This window comes from Sphingobium sp. (genome assembly GCF_049304695.1).
Taxonomy (GTDB): Bacteria; Pseudomonadota; Alphaproteobacteria; order Sphingomonadales; family Sphingomonadaceae; genus Sphingobium.
The window spans coordinates 125338-150765 of record NZ_JBAQOK010000072.1; the positions used below are offsets into that span (position 1 = coordinate 125338).

Genomic DNA, 25428 nt, shown 5'->3' on the forward strand with positions numbered 1-25428 from the left:
AAAAAAACCGCTCAGGATAATTCCTGCGCGGCCAACCCAATGTTTTCAGATCACCCCGTCCGGGTTGGATGCCACCCCCTCTCGGGAATAGCGACGGGGGACCAGGACCGCAGATCATCTGGTTGCCCAGCGCTGCGCGGTATCCCTTGTGTCGTGTGAGCCGCCGGTCGCCCGGCGTACCCGATACCCTGCCCCTCTTGCGAGGGTCAGGAACTTGCCGGCTTAAGCCAGCTTGATTTCTACGTTCACGCCGGCAGCCAGGTCCAGCTTCATCAGCGCGTCGACCGTCTGGGGCGTCGGCTGCACAATGTCAAGCATACGCTTGTATGTGCGGACTTCGAACTGCTCACGCGACTTCTTGTCGATGTGTGGCCCACGGTTGACCGTGAACTTTTCGATGCGCGTCGGCAAAGGAATGGGGCCGCGAATAAGGGCGCCGGTGCGGCGGGCGGTGTCGGCGATGTCGCCGGTCGCCTGATCGAGCACGCGATGATCGAACGCCTTGAGGCGAATGCGGATGTTGCTGTCCATGTCCTGTTACCGATGCGAAAGAGCCAAAAACAAATCTGCCCCGTACGTGTCCTTCTAGCTCAGACAAGAGCCGGAGAAAGACGATCCGGGGCAGCGAAAACTCGAACCGCGCGAATCATCAGACCCGCGCGGTTCGTCGCCTATATTACTTGGAGATCGTTCCGACAACCCCTGCGCCGACGGTACGACCGCCTTCACGGATTGCGAAGCGCAGACCCGAGTCCATCGCGATCGGCGCGATGAGCTTGATGTTCAGCTTCACATTGTCGCCGGGCATAACCATTTCCGTGCCTTCTGGCAGGATGACTTCGCCGGTGACGTCCGTGGTGCGGAAGTAGAACTGCGGGCGGTAGTTGGCGAAGAACGGCGTGTGACGGCCACCCTCTTCCTTCGACAGCACGTAGATTTCAGCGTCGAACTCGGTATGCGGCGTAACCGAACCGGGCTTGGCCAGAACCTGACCACGCTCGACGTCTTCACGACCAACGCCACGAACCAGCGCGCCGATGTTGTCGCCTGCGCGACCTTCGTCGAGCAGCTTGCGGAACATTTCAACGCCCGTGACCGTGGTCTTGCGCGTGTCCTTGATGCCAACGATTTCGACTTCTTCGCCAACCTTGACGATGCCGGTTTCGACGCGACCGGTGACGACCGTGCCGCGACCCGAGATCGAGAACACGTCTTCGATCGGCATCAGGAAAGGCTTGTCCACGGGACGCTCTGGCTGCGGGATCCAGGTATCGACAGCTTCCATCAGCTTGAGAACGGCGTCATGGCCGATTTCAGGCGTCTTGTCCTGCAGCGCGGCAACAGCCGAACCGGGGATGACGGGGATGTTGTCGCCGTCGAAATCATAGCTGCTGAGCAGTTCGCGGATTTCCAGCTCGACCAGTTCCAGGATTTCAGCGTCATCAACAAGGTCGACCTTGTTCATGAACACGACCAACTGAGGAACACCGACCTGCTTGGCGAGCAGGATGTGCTCGCGGGTCTGGGGCATCGGGCCGTCGGTGGCCGAAACGACCAGAATCGCGCCGTCCATCTGGGCGGCACCGGTGATCATGTTCTTCACATAGTCAGCGTGTCCGGGGCAATCGACGTGCGCATAGTGACGGGCTTCCGTCTCATACTCGACGTGGGCGGTCGAGATGGTGATGCCGCGCTCGCGCTCTTCAGGCGCCTTGTCGATATTGTCGTAGCTGGTGAAGGTTGCGCCGCCGGTTTCGGCCAGCACCTTCGTGATCGCCGCGGTCAGCGAGGTCTTGCCATGGTCGACGTGACCGATGGTGCCGATGTTGCAGTGCGGCTTGTTCCGCTCAAACTTAGCTTTCGCCATTTTATCCTACCTTCTAATCAAATCCGATGGGTTTGACCGCTCGGCCGCGCCTTGCGAAGGCGCGTCCATAGCAGCAAATTTACACAATACCAGCCCTAACCGACCCGTTGATGGGGTCGGTCAGGGAAAACATCAGGCCATCTTCGCCTTGACTTCGTCCGCAACATTCTGCGGCACTTCGTCATAATGCGAGAAGGTCATCGAATAGTTCGCACGTCCCTGGGTGAAGGAACGCAGCGAGTTCACATAACCAAACATGTTGGCCAGTGGGACCATCGCCTCGACCACCTGCGCATTACCACGCGTGTCGGTGCCCTGAATCTGGCCACGACGGCTGTTCATGTCGCCGATGACGTCGCCCAGATATTCTTCGGGGCTGACGACTTCGACCTTCATGATCGGCTCAAGCAGCTTGATGCCTGCCTTCTGCGACACTTCGCGCATCGCTGCACGACCGGTGATTTCGAACGCCAGAGCCGACGAATCGACGTCATGGTAGGCGCCGTCATACAGCAGTATCTCGAAGTCGATGATCGGGAAGCCGATGAGCGAACCGCTGGCCGCCGTCTCGCGCATACCCTTTTCGATCGCGGGGATATATTCCTTGGGAATATTACCGCCCTTGATCTCGTCCTTGAAGATGATGCCCGATCCGCGCTCGCCCGGATTGACCTTCACCTTGATGCGGCCGAACTGGCCGGTGCCGCCCGACTGCTTCTTGTGGGTATAATCGACGTCCACTGGCTTAGCCAGATATTCGCGATAGGCCACCTGCGGCGCACCGACGTTCGCCTCGACCTTGAACTCGCGCTTCATGCGATCGACGAGGATTTCGAGGTGAAGTTCGCCCATGCCCTTGATGATGGTCTGACCCGATTCGTGATCGGTCGACACGCGGAAAGAAGGATCTTCGGCAGCCAGGCGGTTGAGCGCGACGCCCATCTTTTCCTGGTCGGCCTTGGTCTTGGGCTCCACCGACAGTTCGATGACCGGCTCGGGGAATTCCATCCGTTCCAGAATGATCGGCTGGCGCTCAGAGCACAGCGTATCGCCCGTGGTGGTTTCCTTCATGCCCGCCAGCGCGACGATGTCGCCGGCATAAGCCGCATCGATATCCTCACGCGAGTTGGCGTGCATGAGGAGCATGCGGCCGATCTTTTCCTTCTTGTCCTTCACGGAGTTCAGGTAGGTGCCCTTGACCAGCGTACCCGAATAGACGCGCAGGAAGGTCAGCGACCCCACGAACGGATCGTTCATGATCTTGAAAGCCAGACCGGCGAACGGCGCTTCGTCGGACGTTTCGCGGCTATCGGGCTGGTCGTTGTCGGGATTGATGCCCTGCACGTCCTCAATGTCGAGCGGCGAAGGCAGATAGTCCACGACCGCGTCGAGCAAAGGCTGAACGCCCTTGTTCTTGAACGCAGACCCGCACAGTACCGGCACGAAGCTCTGCTTGAGCGTGCCCTTGCGGATCAGTGCCTTGAGCGTCGCGACGTCGGGCAGATTGCCTTCCAGATAGGCTTCCATCGCCTCGTCGTCCTGCTCGACGGCCAGCTCGATCAGCTTTTCGCGATATTCGGCGGCCTTGTCGGCGAGGTCTTCGGGAATCTCTTCATAGGAGAATTCCGCGCCCAGATTCTCATCCTTCCAGATGATCGCACGGTTTTCGACCAGATCGACCAGACCACGGAATTCCGATTCCGCGCCGATGGGCAGATACAGAACAGCCGGGATGGCGCCCAGGCGATCGATGATCGTCTGTACGCAATAATAGAAATTGGCCCCGGTGCGGTCGAGCTTGTTGATGAAGCACATGCGCGGAACTTTATACTTGTCCGCCTGACGCCACACGGTTTCCGACTGCGGCTCAACGCCTGCAACGCCATCGAACGCGGCGACCGCGCCATCCAGCACGCGCAGCGAACGCTCGACTTCGATGGTGAAGTCGACGTGGCCGGGGGTGTCGATGATGTTCAGGCGATGATCGTTCCAGATGCACGTGGTCGCAGCCGACGTGATGGTGATCCCACGCTCCTGCTCCTGCTCCATCCAGTCCATCGTCGCCGCGCCGTCATGGACTTCGCCGATCTTGTAGGACTTGCCGGTGTAATAAAGGATACGCTCGGTGGTCGTGGTCTTGCCGGCGTCGATATGCGCCATGATACCGAAATTGCGATATTTTTCGAGCGGATGGCTGCGGGCCATGATGCTTCTCCGTTGCCGGCGCACCGGCGGTTGGGACTCGTGTGATCTTGGTGGCCCCTAAACCAATCCGTCCGCCATGGGTAGAGACCCAAGGCGAACGGACCAATTATCGAACCGGAAGGTTTAGCGAACGCGCAAACGCCCGCTACACCCTTGTTACCAGCGGTAGTGCGAGAAGGCGCGGTTCGCTTCCGCCATGCGGTGCGTATCTTCGCGCTTCTTGACCGCATTGCCACGGTTGTTGGCAGCATCCATCAGCTCACCCGACAGACGGGCGGCCATGGTGGTCTCGCTGCGATTGCGCGCAGCGGTGATCAGCCAGCGGATAGCCAGAGCCTGAGAGCGTTCGGGACGCACTTCGACGGGAACCTGATAGGTCGCACCGCCAACGCGGCGGCTGCGCACTTCGATGCCCGGCTTGATGTTGTTCAGCGCGTCATGGAACATGCCGATCGGGTCTTTCTTGGCGCGGGTCTCGACAGATTCGAGGGCACCATAAACGATCGATTCAGCAACGGCTTTTTTGCCGTCCTGCATGATGCTGTTCATGAACTTGGACAGAACCTGATCGCCATATTTGGGATCGGGCAGGATGATGCGCTTTTCGGGGCGACGACGACGTGACATATTTTAGTCTCCCTTACTTAGGACGCTTGGCGCCGTATTTGGAACGGCTCTGCTTGCGATCCTTGACGCCCTGTGTATCCAGAACGCCGCGCAGCACATGGTAGCGAACGCCGGGAAGATCGCGGACACGACCGCCACGGATCAGCACAACGCTATGTTCCTGAAGGTTATGGCCTTCACCGGGAATATAGGTGATGACTTCGCGCTGGTTGACCAGGCGAACCTTGGCCACCTTGCGAAGCGCCGAGTTCGGCTTCTTCGGGGTCGTGGTATAGACGCGGGTGCAAACGCCGCGCTTCTGCGGATTTGCTTCCATCGCAGGGACCTTGGACTTGGCCTTCTGCGGATCGCGGCCCTTGCGGACCAGCTGGTTGATTGTTGGCATGAAGCCCTTCACCTTTTTCAGTTACTTTACCGTGGCATTCCCGTGTTCTTGCCATTCGAAACGCATATCGCGTCCAAACAGCAAAGGCCCCGGTGGGCAAAAACCCCCTGGAGCCACAAGAGCACCCGACAATGTTCAGCTCTGTGTTTACCCCGGCGGCAGGCAGCAGGGAGAAAGAGAGACTCCGCGCGACAGACCGATGGGCAGCCGGGCCTATAGCCATGCGCGACCGGGGGGTCAAGGGTGTGCGAAGAACGCGCGCATCCATGCCGCAGACCGCCGCCTTTTAGGGAAATGATAACTATATGGGCGGTATTTTCCCATGACGCCGCGATGGCGTAATCATGGGCAGGGGCGTGAACGCACTTTCAACGATCAGTGGCGAATTTCGCTCTCCGCAACGCGAAGCGGCGTTTCAATCCGAACGCCTGCGTGATTCGCGTCGCCATGCACGCAATCTTTTCATCCTCTCGGCGATCCTCAACATCCTCTTCCTGATCAGCGACTGGCGGTTCCACGGCACCGCGCATTTCTGGGTGGCGGTTCCCGCCCGTCTGTGCGTCGTCTTTTATTCGCTGGCCTGCATAAGGTTATGCGCGCGGATGAGGCATTTTTCTGCGTTGGAACGCATCTGCGCCTCATGGCAACTGGTTACCGCCATATGCGTCGCACTGCTGGTCACCTCACGCAGCGACATCGCGATCTTCGTGCTGGTGATGCTGCCGATGGTTTTCTATCTCGTCGTGCCGACCAGTTTTCGCGGCAATGTCGGCGGCGGCCTGGGGTGCGGGCTGGCTCTGCTGATCGGCTATCTGGCCCCTGCCCCTTTCTCGCCCACCACCCCCGGCATGATCATGGCGCTGACGATCCTGCATTCCGGCATGTGGATCGCTATCGTGCGCAACAACCGGCTTCAGCGGATGGAATGGATGGCCGCGCAGGCCGCCCGCACGGCGCAGGCCGCGCTGGCCGACAGTCGCGACACGCTGGAACGCATGTTCATGGCCGTGCCGCTGCCTCTGCTCGTCACCCGGCATGATGGCAGCATCGTGCGCCTCAACAGCGCAGCCAGCGCGGCCTATGCGGTCGGGCGTGACGTCACGCTGCTGCATGTCGATCAGACCTATGTCGATCTGCCCGTGCGCGAACAATTGTTCGAACTGCACCGTCGTGGCGAAACGATCGACCATTTCGAATGCCGCCTGCGCCGGGCAGACGGCGCGATCCGCAATGCGCTGCTCTCTTCACGCCCCATCGTCATCGACGGCAGCCCCTGTTTCATGACCAGCGTAGTGGACATCACGCAACGCAAGGAAACCGAACAGAATCTCGAACGGATGGCCATGTCGGACGGGCTGACTGGCCTCGCCAATCGCGCGCACTTCATGGCTGCCCTGACGCAGGCGACGCTGGCGTCCACGCATCGCGCGCGCCTTGCTGTCCTGCTCATCGATCTGGACGAATTCAAACGGGTCAACGACACCGCCGGGCATGATGCGGGCGACGCGCTGCTGTGCGCCGTGGCGGCCCGCCTGCGTCAGGCCTTGCGACCGGGCGATCTGGTCGCGCGCATGGGCGGCGACGAATTTGCCGTGCTGCTAACCCGGCTGCCCGACGACGACGCGCTCCAAGTCATCCTGAACCGCGTTACCGACCATCTCCACACGCCGCTCGACTATCGCGGCCGGGCGATCGAATCGCGGGTCAGCATTGGCATCGCCCTGTTCCCCGATCATGGCGACGACGTCACCGCCCTCATCAAACATGCCGACATCGCGCTCTACCATGCCAAGAACAACGGACGGGGCCGCGCCACCCTGTTCGGCCCGGAACTGCTGGAAAGCTGGGAGATGGAAGCCGCGATGCTGGACCGCGCCCGCCATATCCTCGCGCATGAAACGCCCCGCCCCTGGTATCAGCCCAAGGTCGCACTCGACACCGGCGTGATCGTCGGGTTCGAAGCGCTGTTCCGCTGCCCCGTCGCAGACGGCACGATCATCATGCCGGCGGAGATCGCCGCCGCGTTCGATCATCCCGAACTTGGCCCGGCCATCACCGCCCGAATGATCGAGGGGATCGTTGCCGACTGCCTGGACTGGCGCGCCGCCGGGCTGGACGTCGGTCCGATCGCCCTCAACGTGTCGGGCGCCGACCTCAATGACGAAAGATTTGCCGACCGTCTGCTCGAACGGCTCTCCCGTGCAGGCCTGCCATCCTCGGCCATCGAACTGGAAGTCACCGAATCGGTGTTCCTGGGCCGCAACGCCGGGCGTGTGGGCACGACGCTGCACCACCTCTCCGAAGCCGGTGTCTCCATCGCACTCGACGATTTCGGCACGGGTTACGCCTCCCTCTCCCACCTCAAACAGTTTCCGATCGACGTCATCAAGATCGACCAGCGTTTCGTGCGTGATCTGGAAACCGACCCGGATGACGCCGCTATCGTGCGCACCGTCCTTAACCTCGCCTACAGTCTGGGCATCCGCAGCGTGGCGGAGGGGGTCGAGACCATCCAACAGGTCGATTATCTGCGCGCGGGCGGGTGCCATTATGGGCAGGGCTATCATTTCAGCCCGGCGGTTGCCGCCGACGCGGTCGAACGGCTGCTGACAGACCGGACATTCGAATTTCGCGCGACGTCATAATCCGTCGTCCGTCACGGAACCAAAGCGGGTTTCGATCATTTCGTCCCGCCCCCGTGACCGCTCGCCCCGACTCCGCCCCTGCGGATTCGCCTGTCGCACGGCGCTTTGCTAACGGCCCGACTCGAAAATATGACGAGGTCGTTAGTGTTGAATTTCCAGAAGGGCGTCACCGCTCTTGGCGCGCGCATCGCCGCGCTGTGCCCGGAGCGGGAGATCCTCCTGCGGTCGGGCCAACAGGTCAGAAGCCTGCATATATCGCCACGCAAACAATGGGCCGCGATCGGCGTCGCATCCATCTTATGTCTCGGTCTGGGCGGCACGGCCCTTTCGATCCGCGCCGACGCCGCCGCCATAGCGCAGGAACGGGCGCTGCTCGCCCAACAGGGCAAGGCCGTCGCCAGTTCGGCGGGCAAGGTCGCTGACTATCGCAAGTCGGTCGATGCCCTCGCCCACGACCTTGCCGAGCGGCAGGATGTCATGGACGATCTCTACAAGTCGCACTTCGGCAACGAAAATGCGCAGGATGCAGGCCCTGACCTGATCGGATCGGACGAGGCACCCGCCAGGATCAGCCTTGCGCCCGAAGCCGCGCCGCTGGAGCGCATCGCCAGTCGGCAGCACCATTTCGCGCGCATGCTGACCAGCGCCGTCGAACGCCGCGCCGACAAGGCGGCCAGCGCCATCCGCAGCTTCGGCCTCAATCCCGACACCATGCGCCGCACCGCCGCCCGCGCACAAGGTGGCCCCTTCATGCCTTGGAAAGGCAGCAAGAGCGCGATGACCGACGATCTGCAACAACTGGCTGGCGCGCTGTCCCGCATGGAATTGCTCGAACGCAGCCTGATGGCCATCCCTTCGGGCAAGCCGACGGCAACACCGATGCTCAGCAGTTCCTACGGCTATCGCAGCGATCCCTTCAACGGCCACGCCGCCTTTCACGCCGGTCTCGACTTTCCGGGCCATTATGGCCAGCCTATCCTGTCGGCCGCACCGGGCAGGGTCAGCTATGTCGGCCAGCGTCAGGGCTATGGCAATGTGGTGGAAATCGATCATGGCAACGGCCTGATGACGCGCTACGCCCACTTGTCCGGCTTTGCCTCTCGCGTCGGTCAGCAAGTGGCGCGCGGCGATGCGGTCGGTCGCATGGGATCGACCGGCCGCTCCACCGGCACCCATCTGCATTTCGAGGTGCGCGTAAACGGCCAGCCCACCGACCCCCGTCGCTTCCTGCAAGCGCGTCAGGACGTTCTCAAGGTCCAGCAAATCGCCAAGGCCCGCGTCGCCGACCTCGACCATCGCGGCTGATTGTCAGGGGAGCCCAGCTACCATCACATCCGTTCGCTTCGAGCGACATCGAGAAGCATATCAATACGATACCGTAACGACATAATTTCCAAAACCGCCAACATGCCTATGTCTCACTCTGGAAATTGCCCCCGCCCAATCAATTGACGGGCGCCCTCCGCCGATAGCTCAAAGCCTCGGCAACATGCACCCGCCCGACCTTTTCGGCCCCCGCCAGATCGGCAATCGTCCGCGCCACCCGCAACACTCTGGTATAACCCCGCGCCGACAATTTCATCGCCGCCGCCGCCTGCGCCAGCAACTGCCGCCCCGCCTCGTCCGGCCCGGCAACCGCCTCCAGCGCCTCGCCATCGACCTCCGCATTGATGCGGATCTTGCTGTCGGCATAGCGCACGGTCTGCTTGTCCCGCGCCGCCGCAACCCGCGCCGCAACCTGCGCCGATCCTTCCACCGGCGGTGGCAACATCAGGTCCGCCGCGCTCACCGCCTGCACATCGACATGCAGGTCGATGCGGTCGAGCAGTGGCCCGGACACCTTGGCCTGATAATCCGCAGCACAGCGCGGCGCGCGAGAACAGGCCAGCGCCGGATCGCCCAGATGGCCGCACCGACACGGGTTCATAGCCGCGATCAACTGCACCCGCGCAGGAAAAGTGACATGGGCATTGGCCCGCGCAACCGTGACCTCGCCAGTCTCCAGCGGCTGGCGCAGGGAATCCAGCACCGCCCGCTGGAACTCAGGCAATTCGTCCAGAAACAATATGCCCAGATGCGCCATGCTGACCTCGCCCGGCCGCACCTTCAATCCACCGCCGACCAGCGCCGCCATCGACGCGCTGTGATGCGGGCTGCGAAACGGCCGCGCCCGGCTGATCCGCCCGCCATCCAGCGTCCCCGCCACGCTCGCCACCATCGACGTTTCCAGCGCCTCGCCCGGCGTCAGTTCAGGCAGGATGCCGGGCAGGCAACTGGCCATCAACGACTTGCCCGACCCCGGTGGCCCGACCATCAGCAGGTTCGGTATGGCTACACTCTAATGACGAGATTGGAAAAATTGTATGAGACAGGAGGTGAAACGCTGCGTTTGATTCGCGAGATCGTAGGCGTCAATTCCACGGATTGGCATCGACCTCAGCCAAGCAGAGCTCCCCGATTCGCGTCTGCACATCACGGGTGGCGACGTCCAGTGTCGCTGTGACGAGTTCATCGCCGGATCCCATGACGACGTAGCGTCCGGTCTCCCCGGCTTGAGCGATCCCGCCGTGGTGTGGATACAGGAGCATCAGCTTAGGGCAGGCGTAGAGTCGGCCGTACGCCATCATCTGATAGACGTCCGCCTGGCTGACCCCCTGCTTGGAATCGTCGATCCGCGCTGCGATGCGCTTCCACTTCGTGTCGATGATCATCAGTGTTTCCGAGCCGCGCCGGACCACGATGTCGGGACGTACCTGGAACCGGCGGACGCCGTCCGACTCGGCGAGACAGTAGAGCCGCCGATCCTGCGACACGACGTGAAGACCGGTTCCCCGGAGCGCGCGGGTCAGCATCTTCGCCACGAACGCCTCGAACAGATCGTTCATGGCGAAGAGCAGCGAGAAGCCCCGGTCGCTTCCCTGCGACGTGGTCTGGTAATCGCCGGCCAGCAGGAGCCGCGCAAGGTCGCACATCTCCCGCCACCTGTGATTGGTCCTATCCAGAACGATCGAGCTCCACTTGAGTGCCTTCGTGGGGACCGCAGCGACATCCTCGTAGAGGTGTGCCAGTTCCCGGAGGCGCCTCTGGTTCTTGGGAGACTGACTGATGCGCGAGAGCCGGCTGACCGCAGCCTTCATCACCTGATTGAGGGCGATATCGCTCGAGAACTCTTCGAAACGGCATGCAAGCCTCTGAGGAGAGGCCGCCAACGCCGTGAATTGCCGCTGGACGTCGAGCCGACCACGCAGCGAGGGAAGGTCGTCGGCATGATCCACGTATCTCCTCGGCATGCCATGACGGAGCACGTCCGTGAGCTTATCGCAGAACACGCCGATCAGGACCTCGAGTAGAGTGTCTCGCTGCGTGCCGAGGTTCGCTGCGCCGCCGACAGCGAGGTCGAGGTCATGCGCGACCGCAAGCATATGAACGAGCCGTTCGCGGATTCTCGTGCGGCTCGTTTCGTCTTCGCCGGACCCGAGCCCCTCGATTTTAGGTAGGATCTCCAGCGTGCAGCCCTCGGCAGCGAGAACGCCGACCACCTGCTGCGCCCGGAGACGGGAATGGTGGTCGGTGAGTATGCCGCTGCCATCGGTCCCTCCGAGAGTGGTGGAACGCGCGACGGCAATCAGCCTCTCGGCATGGATGCGCGAGAAGGCGCCGTCACCTGCCGGCTCGACAGGAACATAGGCCCACTCGCTAACGGTCCGATGAATCACTGCAGGCCGGCATAAGCGTCAGGAGAGAAGTTCTCCCGGACACGCCAGCGATAACGCTCCGCACCGTATTCGCTTTCGAAACCCGGCGGAGCGGCTAGAACTTCCCTGACGAGGAAACGCTCGCCATTCGGATCCCCGAGGACGGCGGCAATCTTCCCCCAGTCTTCGTGGAAGTACTCCGCGAGCAGGGGTATGATCTTGTGCCGCATCACCTCATCGACTCCGGGGCGGTCGGTGCATCGGATCAGATAGGCATGGCCGATCTGATGCTCCCGGTCGAAGAGGTATTCGATCCGGTCATTCAGGCGGCCAAGCAGCCTCGAGAGATCCAACTCGTCGACCTCTCTCAGAAGCATTGGCTCCGGCATCACCTCCTTGAACGTGAACCGACGGCGCAGCGCTGTATCGAGGAGGGCGATCGACCTATCCGCTGTATTCATTGTCCCCACGATGTGTAGGTTCGCGGGCACACCAAACGAATGCTTGGAATACGGCAGCGTCAGGCGCAGCTCGTACTCTGCTCCGATGCGCTTGTCGGGCTCGATCAACGTGATCAGCTCGCCGAAGACCTTGGAGATATTTGCCCGGTTGATCTCGTCGCAGATCAGCACGAACTGCGCCGGCTCGCCAGATCCGCCATCACCGCCGCCCGGAAGCAGCAGCGCGAGCGCCTCCCGATTTAGGTGCCCTTCCCGCAGGAGATAGCAAGAGCGCATCGTGAAGGGCTTGTCGTAGAAGGTGATCGGCAGCGGCTCGTCCGGGAGGTAGAGCCAATTCACGGCGCGCCTGTGGTTGTAGTCGCGCTCATCGGTCGGATTGAACTCGTAAGGCCCGACCACCTCGGCGATCGCGCGGAATCGGGTGTTTCCGTAGGAGACGACGATCAGATCCCCTTCCCTCATCTCCGCACGGAACCGTGCAGTCTGGACGATGTTGGCGTCGTTGCCGTTCGTACCGGGATGGAGCTCGTTCCACTTTTCGTGGATCGCCTCGTAGGTGTCGAACGGCGTCCAGTCGATGTCGCCGCCCCAGCCGAGCACTACGTACCCACCCTCGACCGCGGCGTCGAAGATGTGATCCTCCGAGCCGGCGCGACCGAGCGACATCTTGAACACGCGGCGACCGGTCATGTCGTAGGCCGTACCGGACCCGTGTGAGCGCATTGCCTGCTCGGCAACAGTCGCGAGTTCGCGGAAAACGCCGGGGACCGGCTCGAGCCTGAAGCCGCCGGACGCACTCTCCTGGCCCGCTTCGCCGGTCGTCGGGCGAAGGCCCTCGACGAAGTCCTCATAGGAATAGGACTGATGGAACGTGACGAACCGCACGCGGCCGGCCGCCGCAAGCTCGGCATAGCGCTGGCGGACCTCGTTCTCGCTCTCAGGTGCTTCCCCGTCGCAGAGTCGCACGGCTTCACGCGCCGTTGCGAAGGTCTTACCAGTTCCCGGGGGTCCGTAGAGGATGAGGTTCGTTGGCATCTGCAATCTCTCTGGCCGAGTGGCGTCGTTCACGTTCTCTCCATCGGGTTGGGCGACCGTGTCGGCCCTGTTCACCGCCCAGACGAAGCCTTGCACGTCCCACAGGTCGCGCGGCTTCCAGTCCCATTCGTCGGCCATGATGCGGTAGATCTCGCCAGTCAGCGACGCGACAGCGGCGTACTCTTCCGCCGTCATCGCGTTCCAGCCGAGGAGCTTGCGGCCCAGTAGCGCCTGAGCGGTTTGCTGCAGCGGTTCCGTGTTGATGCCGTATGCGGCTGCCGGCTGCACTAGAGCGGCGAGCATGGTCGGGATGTTCCGGCTTTCGCTATAGGGCTTACTGGACTGCCCCTCAGCGAGGAGGGGCCAGACGTCCGCGACGAACGCCGCTATTCCAGCCTCGACGTCATTGGCGCACGCCAACCTCCCGGCAGCCAGTTCGAAGCGGTCTGGATGCGCAAGTCTGAGATCGGCGAGCCTGCCATCCGTCCTCCAACCCAGAAGCCCACTCGGCGCTCCAGCTCGACCGACCAGGACGTCGAGCAGGCGCGAACCGATCTCGACTTCCGCCCATCCGCCGGCCACGGCATCTTGAGTGAGCGCGATGAGGCGATCCTTGTACGCCCGCTCCTCTTCATAATACCCGCCATCAACTCTCTCGAAGTCGGCGAAATCAGGATAACGAGCGAGGAACAAGCGGCGGTAGCGATCCAAGGCGGCCCGATCCAGACCGCCTTTGCCGTCCGAATACCAGTCCAGCAACTCGCGGAGGCCGCCGACGTCCAGCACCGTCACAACCGATACGCGACGCGGAGACACTCCGCCCGAACGCTCATGCCGCAACCGGGGTGGCAGGTTCGAATGGCGGTTCTGGTCGGCCAAATAGTGGCGGACCTGCGATGCCGGGATCGTCGGCCGCGAAGCGTCGTCCTCGACCCATACTTGCGCGGTCCGCACGTCGCGCTGGAGAGCTATCTGGCGGGAATCAGGTAGCGCGAACCCAATCATCTTGCCGGTCTCGGAAATTGGGCGGCCGAAGCGTGCGCGCAATTCTGCCTCCGCCCACCCAATGGCGTCCGCCGCTGCGAACGAATATCGGAGGCGGACCGTCGAGCTGTTGGCAGGCCCTTGCCGATCAATGATCTTCACACCTGCGAGACTCTCGAACTTGTTGCCGCCGAGAGCGGAGCAGACGGCAGGCATTGCGTTGTCGAGCTGCATGGCTCGATGGATGTCACCGGTGATCAGCTCGACCTCGAAATCTCCGCGGGTTCGTGCAGGGGCGATCACCGTATCTAGGGCGAACCGCCGTATGCGGTCAGCTTGCGATGCGTCCTCCCCGTCCTGCGAGGCGAACCGGCTATAGGCCGTGACGGCCGCCCGGTATGACGCAAGGCTGTCGTAGAGGTCGCCGTTGATGGCGAGTAGGCTCGGATTTGCCTTCGAGGCCGCACGGTCCGAGGTACTGTAGGTAAGCGCGCCGAGCACCCCCTTCAAACGATCGCGCTCATAAAGCTCGTCGAGGTCGCCGTAGTGGTTCTCGACCCGACGGGCATCGGAGACGCGGGTGGACACACTCGATGCAGCTTGGCCCTGTCCTATCAGCCAATCCCGGAATGCGTCATCCCGCATCAGGCCAATCGACTCCCGAAGCTCGCTTGAAACCGCTGCATCATCGCTATCGCCCAGTCGTGCTGGGCACTCCATGTCGACACCGGCGCTTCGTAGCCAGCGTCGAAGGTCGCACGGACTGCGGTCTTCTTGCGGCCGTCCTTCTTCTCCCAGGTGAGGCCCTCTCCCACTTCGGTCTCCACCGTGTCCCGGTCAGCGTGAAGGCCTTCAAACTTGCTGCGGTCGGCATCGTCCTCGTTGTTGAGGTTCACTTGGATCTGGTTTTTCGCCACGCTCAGGCTGACGTGCGAGCCTTTGGTCAGTGGCGCCAGCGGGCACCAATTGCTGCCGGTATTCCTGACCGGTAGACCGGCCTCCGTCGCCTTCGCGGTGAAGACGCTCAGGTAGCGCTCCAATTCATTACTCATCCAAGTCTATCCGATCCGTTGCCTTGTACAGTGATTCGCCGCCTCTGCGCTCCTTCGTCAAGAGCGTTGGCCGAACTCTCCGCGAATATCACGACCCAGATTCGTCTTTCGTCGTCTATTCCATTGTCACGCGACAGGACGGGCTCGAATGATCTTTCCATTTTAGCCTCTCTCAACGAAGTAGCAGCAGTACCTCGAAGAGACCGCCACCGCTTGCTTGCGGGTGAGCAGGAAAGCGCCCGAATTGCGCTTCCATGGCGGCCTTAACCATCACGGGCATATCTACGAATGCGAATTGATAGTCGAGGGCCATCGTCCCTTTGAACACGTCGCCATCGACGAACCCGACAGCTTCTGTAGTAGCGGCGAACCGGAAACCGAACGGCGCGGCGATCGCGCCCATGCCCGGCACCTTCATCTGGGTGCCGGCCGGTGCGTTGCTGTGGATCAGGTTCTGAAAGATCGTGGGTCGTTCCTGATCCGTCGAGATCAGCTCATCGGCGGCATAGAAGTCGTAGCCGTCGGTGACCTCCAGCAACTCCGACAGCTCACCCACCATTGGCATCGCTTTAGCCGTATGCAGCTTTGCATGAAGGCGACCATCTTCTGCCCGGCTAACATTTCCTCCGGTGATCGGCAGCCGCAGCCCGTTGACATCGTTCATTACGAGGTTGAGCAACGGGTGGTTTGAGACGTGGTCTTCGTATTGGATCCAGCCGCCTATTATCTGAACTTCGGAACCAAGTCCTCGACCAAGCGGCTTACCGGCATCCGGCTTCAACAGCGCCATCTTTCGGCGGATAGCGTCCGGCCCGACCAGGTTAGCCAGCGCGAGAAACACCTCTTCGGTGTCCTCGAAGTCCCAAGACATGATAGGGGCGTCAAGCGAGCTGGTGCGATATAGCCGAAAAGACCTGCCGTTCGTGACCATAAAGAACATCGCGGCTACCTCTGGGTGAGCGGCGTAAGTGTGTGCCTGCTCGACGACGTCCCGATCCAGTGCTTCTGCGGGGCTTTTCACTTCCACCACCCAGCGGCCAACGGATGCTACCTCCAAGATATAGTCGGCACGACCCACTAGGGGCGGGTCTTTGGCAGTATTCTTTCGGCCCAAGAACGCCCTTGCGTAGCGGAACGTTTGCTCCGTCCGGATCGTGTTCTCGGTGCCGTGCTCGTACCCGAGGCGGTTGAGCAGCGGGCGCACGACTATCTCTCGAACATCGGTCTCGTTCATTTCATCGAACTTTGGCACATCACCCCCCTTTTTATGTACAAGCGACCAATCGCCTGGTGTCGCTCGCCTCCACCTATGGTCATCTGAGAACGATTCGGTTGGCGTCGACGTGACGGAAGGCCTTGGTCCTGCACGTGAGGAGAATAACCTGCATCCGTTTTGACGCCTCTTGGAGGATGTCCGTCATCGTCTCCAGTCGGGTGTCGTCCGAATAAACCAGCGGATCGTCCAATATGAGTGAGATTGGCGCTCCGTCCTCCAGCAGAAGGTCCGCGAACGCGAGGCGTGTCAGGATTGCCAGTTGCTCCTGCGTGCCCCGACTGAGGTTGCCGCACGCCTCGTCAATGCCAGCACGTGAAACCCCTGCCAGACCAAGCTCCTCATTGAACGAGAGGTCGCTACCCGGCAGCAGCTGCTGGATGTAGCGCCCAGCCCGTGCTGTCACGGGTGCAAGAAATGTCCTGGAAGCATCGTCTGCGGCCTGCGTAAGAGCCTTCCGCAGCATGTCCAGCGTATCCGCCTCGCGCTTGAGACGCTCTAGCGACATCGCGGACGCCTCCTCCTCCTCCCGTGCTTCGACCATCCGACCTGCAGGCCCGCTCGTTCCCTCCCTCGCAACTGCGGATTCGAGGGTGGCGATAGATGCTGTAAGTTCGAGGCGCTCTTCCCCAGCCCGTTTCGCCGCGCGATCGATGTTTTCCATCCGACGACGGATGGCATCCGGGTCGAAGGCGTCGGTTCCTGCGCGCGCCTTCTCCGCAGCCTCGAATTTGGCGGTGCGATCACGTTGCGCCTGCTGTAGCTCCGCCGCCAGCCTCTCGCGATCACCAGCCTCGAGAACGGTCCGAAGTTCCTCAGCCGCCGAGTCCATCTCGCGAACCGCGCTGTCATGTTGAGCGTCCGCAGTCGCCTTTGCGCGTTCCGCTTTCGACAGCGCTTCTCTTGCATCCTCACGCTTACCAGAAGCGCTTGCCTCGAACAGCTTGGCCTCCGTCACAGCATCTTCCAAGTCAGCAATGTTATCTGTTGGTGCAACCGCATCGGCGAAATCGTCGCCCAATGACGCGACGAACGACTTAAGAGCATCCGCACCAGGCGCCAAGGAGATAGACGCGTCTCCGGGACACGCCGATGCAATCTGCTTCCGTAGTGCCGCGAGTTCCCTTTCCGCCGCCGCAGCGCGCTCGTTCCGCGTGATGCCCTCGGAATGCGACTTGATTCCAAGTCTCCTCAAGGAGGCGTCGCGCCCACCCTCCGCAGCTGCCAAATCCGCTTCGATGGTCAGACTGGATCTTTCAGGTGGACGGACGACCACGCTGCCGGCGGTTCCCAATTCGAATCGGGTAGACTTCAAAACCTCGACGTTGGTTACCTCGGCTGCCTCGCCGTCGATTCTGAGGGTCGAGCCATCAGTCAGCTCCACCTCGACCTTCACCGCGCCGGCCTCGAACCTTGCCCGTGCCTGGATCGCAGCCAACTCCAAGTCGGCCAACTTGCCCATATCACTGGCATCGATCCGATTCGCGGACGCCTCCTTCAGCTCCCTCTCCCGCCTTTCGAGATCAGCGAGCGTCCGCCGCGCATCGACGGCCCTTTTGGCACCGGCCGCCGTCGCAAATAGTCGGGCACGATCGCGGGCCCCCGTCAGCGCCAGCTCACGCCTTTCGGTTTCTTGGCGGGCTTGGTCGACCGCTGCACGCAGGCCCTTCTCCTCCTCGATCACCTTCTCAAGGGTGGAGCGCGCCTCCTCCAGCGATCCCCTCGTCTCCTCGAGGAGCTTCCCGGCAGAACTCGCTCGGCCTTCAGCACCGTCAAGCCGCCGGACAACTGCCGCCGCAGTGCTCACGATCGCATCCGCCTGACCGAGCTGAGCTTCGGCGGCGGAGAAGCGCAGCGCTGCCGTTTCGGCTGTCTTCAAATCGCTCTCGAGCTTGCGGCGGAGCTCAACCGCCTCGGGATCGACGAGATCGCGTTCCAGGATCTTCAGGCGGGACCTAGCCGTTTCCAGATCGGACAATGTGCTCTCATAGTCGCGGAAGATGCTCTCTGCGGACTGGCGCGCGGCGGTGGCTTCAGCGAGGCGCACTTCGGCAGCCGCCAGGTCGCCCCTCGACTTGCTGGTTGAGGACGTCCGGAGTGCAGCATAGGCCGTCTCGACACTGGACCGGATCGCGTCGAACCGGCGGCCTCCCGTCACCGCACCCACTTCAGCCTCGAGCACGCCCCGAATGGTGTCGCGCACGATACGATTCGGGTTTTCCACGGCCAGCGCCGTGGCCTGCTCCACCCAGAGCAGGCCTAGCGGACCGCGGGTCTCCACATCCGTGCCGCGATTGTTTCCGCGTTCGAATCCCAGCAGTTCCTGCAGCGCCTCCTCGGCGGCATCGCTCTCCTTCCGCCCGGTCGCACCGGCCAGACGGACGGACGCGGACTTCATGAACTGCTTCTCGAGCGTCCAAGCGTCGGCCCCGATATTAAAGCCGACCGACACTCGGGGCGCCACGTCGTCGCCGATCGGAACGTATGACCGCACCAGCTCGGTCTTGGCGGAATATCGAACGAAAAAGGCGGCACGAAGTGCCTCCAGCAATGTCGACTTTCCGGTTTCGTTCGGCTCCACGACGATGTTGAGGCCGTCGATGAAGCCATCGATCCGGAGAGGCTCTCGGAACTTGCGGAAGTTCGTGACCTCAAGGCTCCTGATGATCATCTCGATACCTCCGCGTCAAACCTGAGAGCTTCGACATAGAGACGCTCAAGCGCCGACGCCGCGATCAGCGCTTCCGGACCACTGGCGTCCGCCTTGGCTTGCAGCGCAGCGGTCGCCCCAGCAAGCGCGCCTTGGACTTCTATCTTGGCGATGTCGTCCGAAGTGGGGCGGGCGATGAGCTCCTCCGTGTCCAGATCGAGATGCCGCAGCTCGTGCGCCAGCCGATCCTTCAGTATCTTCGTCATGGAAACCCTGTCGGAGAGACTCGCCACGCCCATCAGGTTGAGAGACAGCAGGACGTCGGACAGGCGCGACTCGGACCGCAGCGCGGCGATCTCCGTTTCGAGCTCCGCCTCGTTCGCGACGTTCCACCGGCGCGAGATCCAGCGAAACCGTCCGGTGTCGACCCGGCGAAGCTGCGGAGCCTCCTCCGACCGCAGGTTTACCGCGATGCATGCGCCGGGCTCCTCCCGTCCGAACCTGTCGGTTTCCGGTGTACCGCTATAGGCAGTCCTGTCACCGACTGTGAGGTAGCCGTGCCAATCCCCAAGCGCGAGATAGTCCAACCCCGCCGACTTCGCGCGGTCAGGAGGAATGAGATTCGAGCTCTCTCCGGAAGCTCCGAACTCGGTGATCGAGCCATGGGCAAGCCCGATCCGCAGCGCTCCCGGTGGTGTCGTCATATCCACCATCGCGGCTGTAGGATCGTTCGTCGTCTTGCGATGCTCAAGAGGAGCTGGAAGAAGCCAGCCGCCCTCCTCCATCTCAACGGGTTGCGCAGTGTCGACGATGCGCACAGACGACGGCGCGCGGCCGCGGACCCGGCTCCAAAGGCCTCCAGCACGGGCGTGATCATGGTTCCCCGGCATGAGCCACCACGTAACCGGCACTCGTTCCATTCGGGACAGCGCCTGCATAACGATTCGGTCACCGGGCTCGACGTTGTCGAATACGTCTCCAGCCACCACGACATGCGCCGCTCCAGCGTTCGTTGCTGCCTTCCCGAGTTCATCGATCGCGTCTAGACGCGCTTCTGCAAGCGCGTTGCGGACTTCCAGGGGAAAGCGGCCGAACGGCTTACCTAACTGCCAATCGGCGCTATGGATGATCTTGAGCGTTCCCACGAATCACTCCTTCGTTTCCGTTGAACAATAGGTCTCACAGGCAGGCGACAGAAACTGTCACCCTTGAGCGCTTGCGCGCGTCGGCGACGGGTCGCTAATCCCCGATCGACACGATGACAGTGTCGAACATGTCCTGCGCCCGGTCGCTGGTCCTGCGGGTGTTGGCTACGCGGTATTCGTCACCGTCGTTGCGGATCAGCTTGCGAGCAACGGTCTGAAATGCGTCCATTTCGGCATCGGAACCACCGGTCGGCCGGAAGGAAGCGTGGCCCGCGCTCCTCCTGACCTGAAAGCCAGTCCCATTCTCTATCAGGTCGTCTAGATAGCTCATTCGGTCGTTTCTCGGTTCATACATTTACAGTCAGCTCGCCCGTCACGGCAGAGCCGGAAAGACGCGCCGGTAGTCATGGACCATCTCACGCAGCGGCGCCGGCGCCAGCACCTCCACGGCGTCCCCCCACTGATAGAGGTGCCATGTCATCTCGAGAAACCCGGATGCCATGAACCTCACCACGAGCGATCCGTCCTCGTCCTCCTCCGTGGATTGAGTCGGATGGAATACGAAGCGACGTGCCTGAGCGGCGGCATCCGGCCGGAAGCGCCAGACAACCTCGCCGAACTCCCGCTCGCTCTCATACGAACCGAAGCCCTTCTCGGCGTGCTTCTTCAGATTGAAGTCGGGGTCGATCTCGAACGAGCCGGCAAGCATCTCGGCCTCATAAATCTCCTCCACCCGATAGTGCCGGAGATTTGCCTGCGGCCCCTTGGCCGTGTCCCGCGCGACGAGATAGCGGCGCACGCCCAGAAGCAGGCCATGGGGCGCAACGATGCGTTCGCTCGGCTCGTCCTCATCCCGCCTCCGGTAGATGATCCTAAGGAGGTTCGGACCCTTCAGAGCGTCGTAGATCGACTCCACCACGTCCTCGTCGGCTGCTGGCTGAGGACCGGGGCGTGCCGCATGACCGAGCGCCTCAAGGATCGCCTCCTTGTCCACATCGAGCTTAGTGCCCTTCTCCGGCGGAATAAGCGCCCTCACCTTCTTCTCCAGACTGCGGGCATGGGTCGCCTCCTTCGGCATGCCAGCATGATCGAGCTGAGCGATCGCCTCCGCCAGTGCGACGAGCTCCTCCGACGAAGGCGTCAGAAGCGGCGCGATGGCTCGGGCGGAAATGTTCCATCGCGCCCTGCGGTCTTCGCCGATGGCATAGTCAGTCTGGGGAAAGGCGGCCTGGAGCGCGAAGGTCATCCGCTGCGCTGTACGTTCGGAGCATGAGAACTCCTCCTGAATGTCGTCCAGCGTCACGCCACGCCGTCCCGTCGCCAGCATCGCCAGCCTCAGAAGTTCCTGTGCTTTCGAAAAGGCCATGACGATAACCCCGACAGATTTTGTCACCCATATATGCTATTCCGAATCGAAAGGGGAACCATAATGCGCATGCTCGACGGAAAACTCCGACTTTCCGCCTCCGACCTGATGCGATTCAAGGGGTGCAGGCATGCCACCACGCTTGATCTCAGGCTGACGGAGGTGGGCGACATCGTGCCCGCGGCTGATGGTGAGGAGGCGGTTCTGCTCCAGCGCCAAGGTGATGCGCACGAGCTCGCATTCCTCGATAACCTCCGCCAGTCGGGCCGCTCGATCGTCGAGATACCCAAGGATAGCATCCCGCTCGAGCGCTCGGTCGAACTTACGATCGAAGCGATGCGTGATGGACCCGACGTCATATTCCAGGGCGCTCTTCTGGGCGGAGCATGGGGAGGCTACACCGACTTCCTTGAGCGTATCGACCGGCCGTCGGCGTTTGGACCGTGGTCCTACGAGGTGGTCGACACAAAGTTGAAGCGCAAGCCGGATTCGAAGCACGTTCTCCAGCTATCCCTGTATTCCGACTTGCTGACGGATGTTCAGGAACTACGCCCGGAGGCGGCGCATCTCCAACTCGGCGATGGTTCGCGGTTCTCCGTCCGGCTGACCGACGTCGCCTCCTATGCGCGCAATGCTCGAAACGTCTTCGAGACCTTCCTCGAAGAGCGTCCCGAGACCCGATCAGATCCCGTTTCTGGATGCGGGCTCTGCAGATGGAAAGATCACTGCCGCTCGGAATGGGAAGAGACGGACAGCCTGTCGCTCGTCGCCGGCATCACCAAGTCCCAGCGTGGCAAGCTCGAGGCGTTCGGCATCGCGACCCTCAACGGTCTCGCCGATGTCGAAGGAAGAGTTCCGAAGCTGTCGCCCGAGGTCCAGTCCCGACTGACAACGCAGGCGAAGCTACAGCGAAAGCGCCGCGCGGGTGGACCGCCCGGGTTCGAACTGCGCGACTTCCAGCCGGGCAAGGGCTTCGGCCTACTGCCCCGGCCCGACGAAGGCGATCTGTTTTACGACATAGAGGGCGATCCCTACTACGAGGGAGGTCTGGAATATCTCCACGGCGTCTGGTTCCGCGACGCAGGCGAATGGACGTTTCGGGCATTCTGGGCTCACGATCGCGAAGCGGAAGGCCACGCCGTTGCCGAACTGCTGGATTTCTTCGTCAGCCACCTGCGCACACATCCGCACGCACGGATCTACCACTACGCGAACTACGAGATCGCGGCGCTCCGCCGCCTGACGGCGGCCCATCGGGTCGGAGAAGCTGCGATGGACCAGCTCCAGCGCGAACGCCGCTTCGTCGATCTGTTCAAGGTCGTGTCAGGATCGCTGATCGCCTCTGAGAAGGGCTATTCGATCAAGGATCTGGAGGCATTCTACATGCCCAAACGTGACGCGGACGTCACCACGGCCGGTGCGAGCGTCGTGTTCTACGAGAATTGGCGGGAGACGGGCGACGACCAACTTCTCGAGAAAATCTACGCCTACAACCGGACCGACTGCATCTCCACTCAGCTCCTACGCGACTGGCTTGTCCGCAACGTGCGTCCGGCCGACATGCCGTGGCCGAGCTTGGGCGAAGTGCCAAAAGCCGGGGCGCTTTCCAATGTCGCCGAGGAAGACGCCGAGATAGAGGCCCTTCGGTCCCGATTGGCGCCTGCCCGTGCACGACTGGGTGAAGAAGTGGCCGATCTCCTTCTCGACTTAAACTTCTTCCACAAGCGTGAGGACAAGCCCGCCTGGTGGGCGATTTTCGACCGGCTGGCCCAAGAGAGCGAGGATCTTCTCGACGACCTCGAATGCATTCAGGGACTCGAGGCAGTTGGCGACCCCGGTAAGGTGACCGCGAAGTCGTTCGAGCGGACATACCGCTTCCCGCCGCAGGAGACGAAGCTCCGCGCTGGCAAGAAGCCATGCGTGAAGCCTGCTGAAATGCCCGAGGACATCGATCTGCGGGAGCTCGATGCCGTTGCTGGAACGCTTATCCTGCGCCGTTCGACCGCGAAGGGCCCGCTTCCCGACCGGCTCGACCTGATACCGGGCAAGCCGATCGCCAATGCGACGCTTCGGAACGCGGTGGCCGCCATCACCGAGGACATCATCCAGAACACCGGCCGCGCAAGGGCAATCGAACAACTCCTCACCCGCAGCCTCCCCCAGTTCAATAGCGGTTCGCGTGCCGACCGAATCATCGACCCCGATGGCGACCTCCCCTCGCAAACAAGTGCGGCGATCGCGGACATGGCGGGAACGACACTCGCGATCCAAGGACCGCCTGGAACAGGCAAGACCTACGTGAGCGCCCTTTCAATCGTAGATCTCATCCGCGCGGGCAAACGCGTTGCCGTCTCTTCGAACAGCCACAAGGCCATCGGCAATCTGCTCGAGGCAATAGCGGACCGGGCGGCGGACGAAGGTCTAGACTGCCGGATCGTACAGAAGGCCAACGATGATGGCGACGACGACGCGCATCCCGGCATCACGGTGGTGCAGTCCAACGACGCGACGGAAATCGCAGCCGCCCACGTCATGGGAGCGACTGCATGGCACTTCGCCCGCTACGACGCTCCGTCATACGACTATCTGTTCGTGGACGAAGCTGGGCAGGTCTCACTTGCGAACATCTTGGCGATGTCCCTAGCCGCCCACAATCTCGTCCTAGTGGGCGATCCGATGCAACTGCCGCAGCCTCTCCAGGGGACGCACCCTGGGCGGAGTGGCGAGTCATGCCTCGAATATCTCATAGATGGTCATCGCGTGGTGCCAGACGACAGGGGCATCTTCATGCCGGTGAGCCGCCGGATGCATCCGGCGATCTGCAGCTTCATATCCGCAGCTGTCTACGAGGACCGCCTCCACCCCGACGAGGCTGCAGGCATTCAGGCCCTGCATGCCGCCAACGGAATTTCGCTCGTCGGTGCCGGTGTCCGTGCCGTGGCACATAGTGGGCGGTCACAGGTCTGCCCCGAGGAGATCGAAGCGATCAAGGCCCATATCGCCAGAGTTCTGGGTTCGACCTATCGCGGTCGCGACGGCGCGGAACGAACGGTGGGCCGAGGCGACATCTTGGTCGTGGCTCCCTACAATGCGCAAGTCAATGCGCTGCGCGCAGCCCTGCCAGCGGGCATACGCGTGGGCACCGTCGACCGTTTTCAAGGCCAGGAAGCTCCGGTCTGCCTCGTGTCCATGACCACATCGAGCGGCGAGGAGCTCCCGCGGGACATAGACTTCCTATTCTCACTGAACCGAATAAACGTTGCCGTTTCCCGCGCGCAGGCGTCGGCCGTCGTGTTTGCCAGTCCACTCCTTCTGGAAACGCCGTGTAGGACAGTGCCGGAAATGATGCTCGTAAACGCAATTTGTCTCCTTCGAGAACATGGGGGTGTCAGCTTCTGACACCTGCATGTGCGAATCTCCTATCTATCGGAAGAAGGAGTTCAGACATGGGTTTCTCGGATATCGGACTGCGCCACATCGTCGACATCGACGGTCAGCTTCTCGGCATCGACGCCGAGGTGATCGACACCGCGTCGCTGCTCGCCAGGGCTAATTGCCCAGCGGACAGCCTCCTCTGGATGGTTCACGCCGGAGAGCGTGTGGCGGTCGAACCGAAGCAATTGATCCGTCTCTCGGAACAGAACGTGGTCTTCTTCGAGACCTCTTCCGCCTCCAACTGGTCGCCCTTCGAGCTGATGGCCGCCTAGCTTGAAGGGATCAATCCGCCCGCCTACTCAGTTTTGTTCGGCGGAAGAGGTCTTGACGTGCCGTGCAGGCAGATCGGAGCAATCAGATGAAGGTTTTCGTCAGTTCGCTGATTTCGTGCTACGAGCCGTTGCGCGACGCTGCGCGGAAAGCGATCACGACCTTGCGCAACGAAGTGATAATGGCCGAGGATTTCGCTGCCCAGCCTGTTGAGTTGCACTGAGAAGTGACCCGGGATTTTCATTGAGAAGTGACCCGGGTGGGCGAGGTTGATGTGCTGCCTGCGACGAGCAGGGTCAAGCGGGTGATTTGTCCTTTCTGGGTTTTGGGGCG

Annotated in this window: 18 protein-coding genes and 1 pseudogene; 5 read left to right on the plus strand and 14 right to left on the minus strand. The window is 62.0% G+C overall.

Going from position 1 to position 25428, the window contains the following annotated elements:
- Positions 1-222: 222 nt before the first annotated feature.
- The 5 genes from rpsJ to rpsL form a co-directional block, all read right to left on the minus strand.
- Positions 223-531, minus strand: coding sequence for a 30S ribosomal protein S10 (rpsJ, locus tag WA070_RS12495; protein ID WP_007686587.1), 309 nt, complete (start codon positions 529-531; stop codon positions 223-225).
- A 145-nt stretch (positions 532-676) separates the two neighbouring features.
- Positions 677-1867: an elongation factor Tu gene (gene tuf / locus WA070_RS12500; RefSeq protein ID WP_422634243.1), complete on the minus strand. Its 1191-nt coding sequence runs from the start codon at positions 1865-1867 to the stop codon at positions 677-679.
- Between the two features lie 132 nt (positions 1868-1999).
- Entirely contained in the window at positions 2000-4072 is a 2073-nt protein-coding gene (gene fusA, locus WA070_RS12505; RefSeq protein WP_422634244.1) for an elongation factor G, read from the minus strand.
- Between the two features lie 156 nt (positions 4073-4228).
- Entirely contained in the window at positions 4229-4699 is a 471-nt protein-coding gene (rpsG, locus tag WA070_RS12510) for a 30S ribosomal protein S7 (protein WP_422634245.1), read from the minus strand.
- Between the two features lie 13 nt (positions 4700-4712).
- Complete coding sequence (rpsL, locus tag WA070_RS12515; protein WP_056692058.1) at positions 4713-5084, minus strand: 30S ribosomal protein S12; 372 nt, start codon at positions 5082-5084, stop codon at positions 4713-4715.
- 356 nt (positions 5085-5440) lie between these two features.
- Between rpsL and WA070_RS12520 the strand changes: the two genes are divergently transcribed.
- Both WA070_RS12520 and WA070_RS12525 read left to right on the plus strand, forming a co-directional pair.
- The gene (locus tag WA070_RS12520; RefSeq protein WP_422634246.1) at positions 5441-7729 is read left to right on the plus strand and encodes a putative bifunctional diguanylate cyclase/phosphodiesterase; all 2289 of its coding nucleotides are present in this window, start codon (positions 5441-5443) and stop codon (positions 7727-7729) included.
- A gap of 129 nt (positions 7730-7858) precedes the next feature.
- The gene (locus WA070_RS12525; RefSeq protein WP_422634247.1) at positions 7859-9034 is read left to right on the plus strand and encodes a M23 family metallopeptidase; all 1176 of its coding nucleotides are present in this window, start codon (positions 7859-7861) and stop codon (positions 9032-9034) included.
- A 139-nt stretch (positions 9035-9173) separates the two neighbouring features.
- Here the strand turns inward: WA070_RS12525 and WA070_RS12530 are convergent.
- From WA070_RS12530 to WA070_RS12570, 9 genes and pseudogenes are all read right to left on the minus strand, one after another.
- Positions 9174-10052 (minus strand): annotated as a pseudogene (locus tag WA070_RS12530) (YifB family Mg chelatase-like AAA ATPase); the annotation flags it as partial.
- A gap of 88 nt (positions 10053-10140) precedes the next feature.
- Positions 10141-11445, minus strand: a complete 1305-nt coding sequence (locus tag WA070_RS12535; protein ID WP_422634248.1) for an McrC family protein — start codon at positions 11443-11445, stop codon at positions 10141-10143.
- Positions 11442-14549, minus strand: coding sequence for an AAA family ATPase (locus tag WA070_RS12540; protein WP_422634249.1), 3108 nt, complete (start codon positions 14547-14549; stop codon positions 11442-11444). The genes WA070_RS12535 and WA070_RS12540 overlap by 4 nt, the downstream gene beginning before the upstream one ends.
- Entirely contained in the window at positions 14549-14956 is a 408-nt protein-coding gene (locus tag WA070_RS12545) for a DUF4268 domain-containing protein (protein ID WP_422634250.1), read from the minus strand. The genes WA070_RS12540 and WA070_RS12545 overlap by 1 nt, the downstream gene beginning before the upstream one ends.
- A gap of 172 nt (positions 14957-15128) precedes the next feature.
- On the minus strand, positions 15129-16208 hold the full coding sequence (locus WA070_RS12550; RefSeq protein ID WP_422634251.1) for a hypothetical protein: 1080 nt from the start codon (positions 16206-16208) through the stop codon (positions 15129-15131).
- 61 nt (positions 16209-16269) lie between these two features.
- A complete protein-coding gene (locus WA070_RS12555) occupies positions 16270-18900 on the minus strand; it encodes an AAA family ATPase (protein WP_422634252.1) in 2631 nt (876 codons plus the stop codon).
- Entirely contained in the window at positions 18897-20024 is a 1128-nt protein-coding gene (locus WA070_RS12560) for a metallophosphoesterase family protein (RefSeq protein ID WP_422634253.1), read from the minus strand. The genes WA070_RS12555 and WA070_RS12560 overlap by 4 nt, the downstream gene beginning before the upstream one ends.
- 94 nt (positions 20025-20118) lie before the next feature.
- Positions 20119-20355, minus strand: a complete 237-nt coding sequence (locus WA070_RS12565) for a hypothetical protein (protein WP_422634254.1) — start codon at positions 20353-20355, stop codon at positions 20119-20121.
- Between the two features lie 42 nt (positions 20356-20397).
- On the minus strand, positions 20398-21390 hold the full coding sequence (locus WA070_RS12570) for a helix-turn-helix transcriptional regulator (protein ID WP_422634255.1): 993 nt from the start codon (positions 21388-21390) through the stop codon (positions 20398-20400).
- Positions 21391-21453: 63 nt separating this feature from the next.
- On the opposite strand from WA070_RS12570, the gene WA070_RS12575 reads away from it, so the two are divergent.
- The 3 genes from WA070_RS12575 to WA070_RS12585 all read left to right on the plus strand — a co-directional run bounded on the left by WA070_RS12575 (position 21454) and on the right by WA070_RS12585 (position 25318).
- Positions 21454-24789 carry a TM0106 family RecB-like putative nuclease gene (locus WA070_RS12575; protein WP_422634256.1) on the plus strand — a complete coding sequence of 1112 codons (3336 nt, stop codon included), beginning with the start codon at positions 21454-21456 and terminating at the stop codon, positions 24787-24789.
- Between the two features lie 47 nt (positions 24790-24836).
- Positions 24837-25097, plus strand: a complete 261-nt coding sequence (locus WA070_RS12580) for a hypothetical protein (protein WP_422634257.1) — start codon at positions 24837-24839, stop codon at positions 25095-25097.
- An 86-nt stretch (positions 25098-25183) separates the two neighbouring features.
- Positions 25184-25318 (plus strand): hypothetical protein, encoded by a 135-nt coding sequence (locus WA070_RS12585; protein WP_422634258.1) that lies wholly within the window; start codon positions 25184-25186, stop codon positions 25316-25318.
- The last annotated feature ends 110 nt before the right edge of the window (positions 25319-25428 follow it).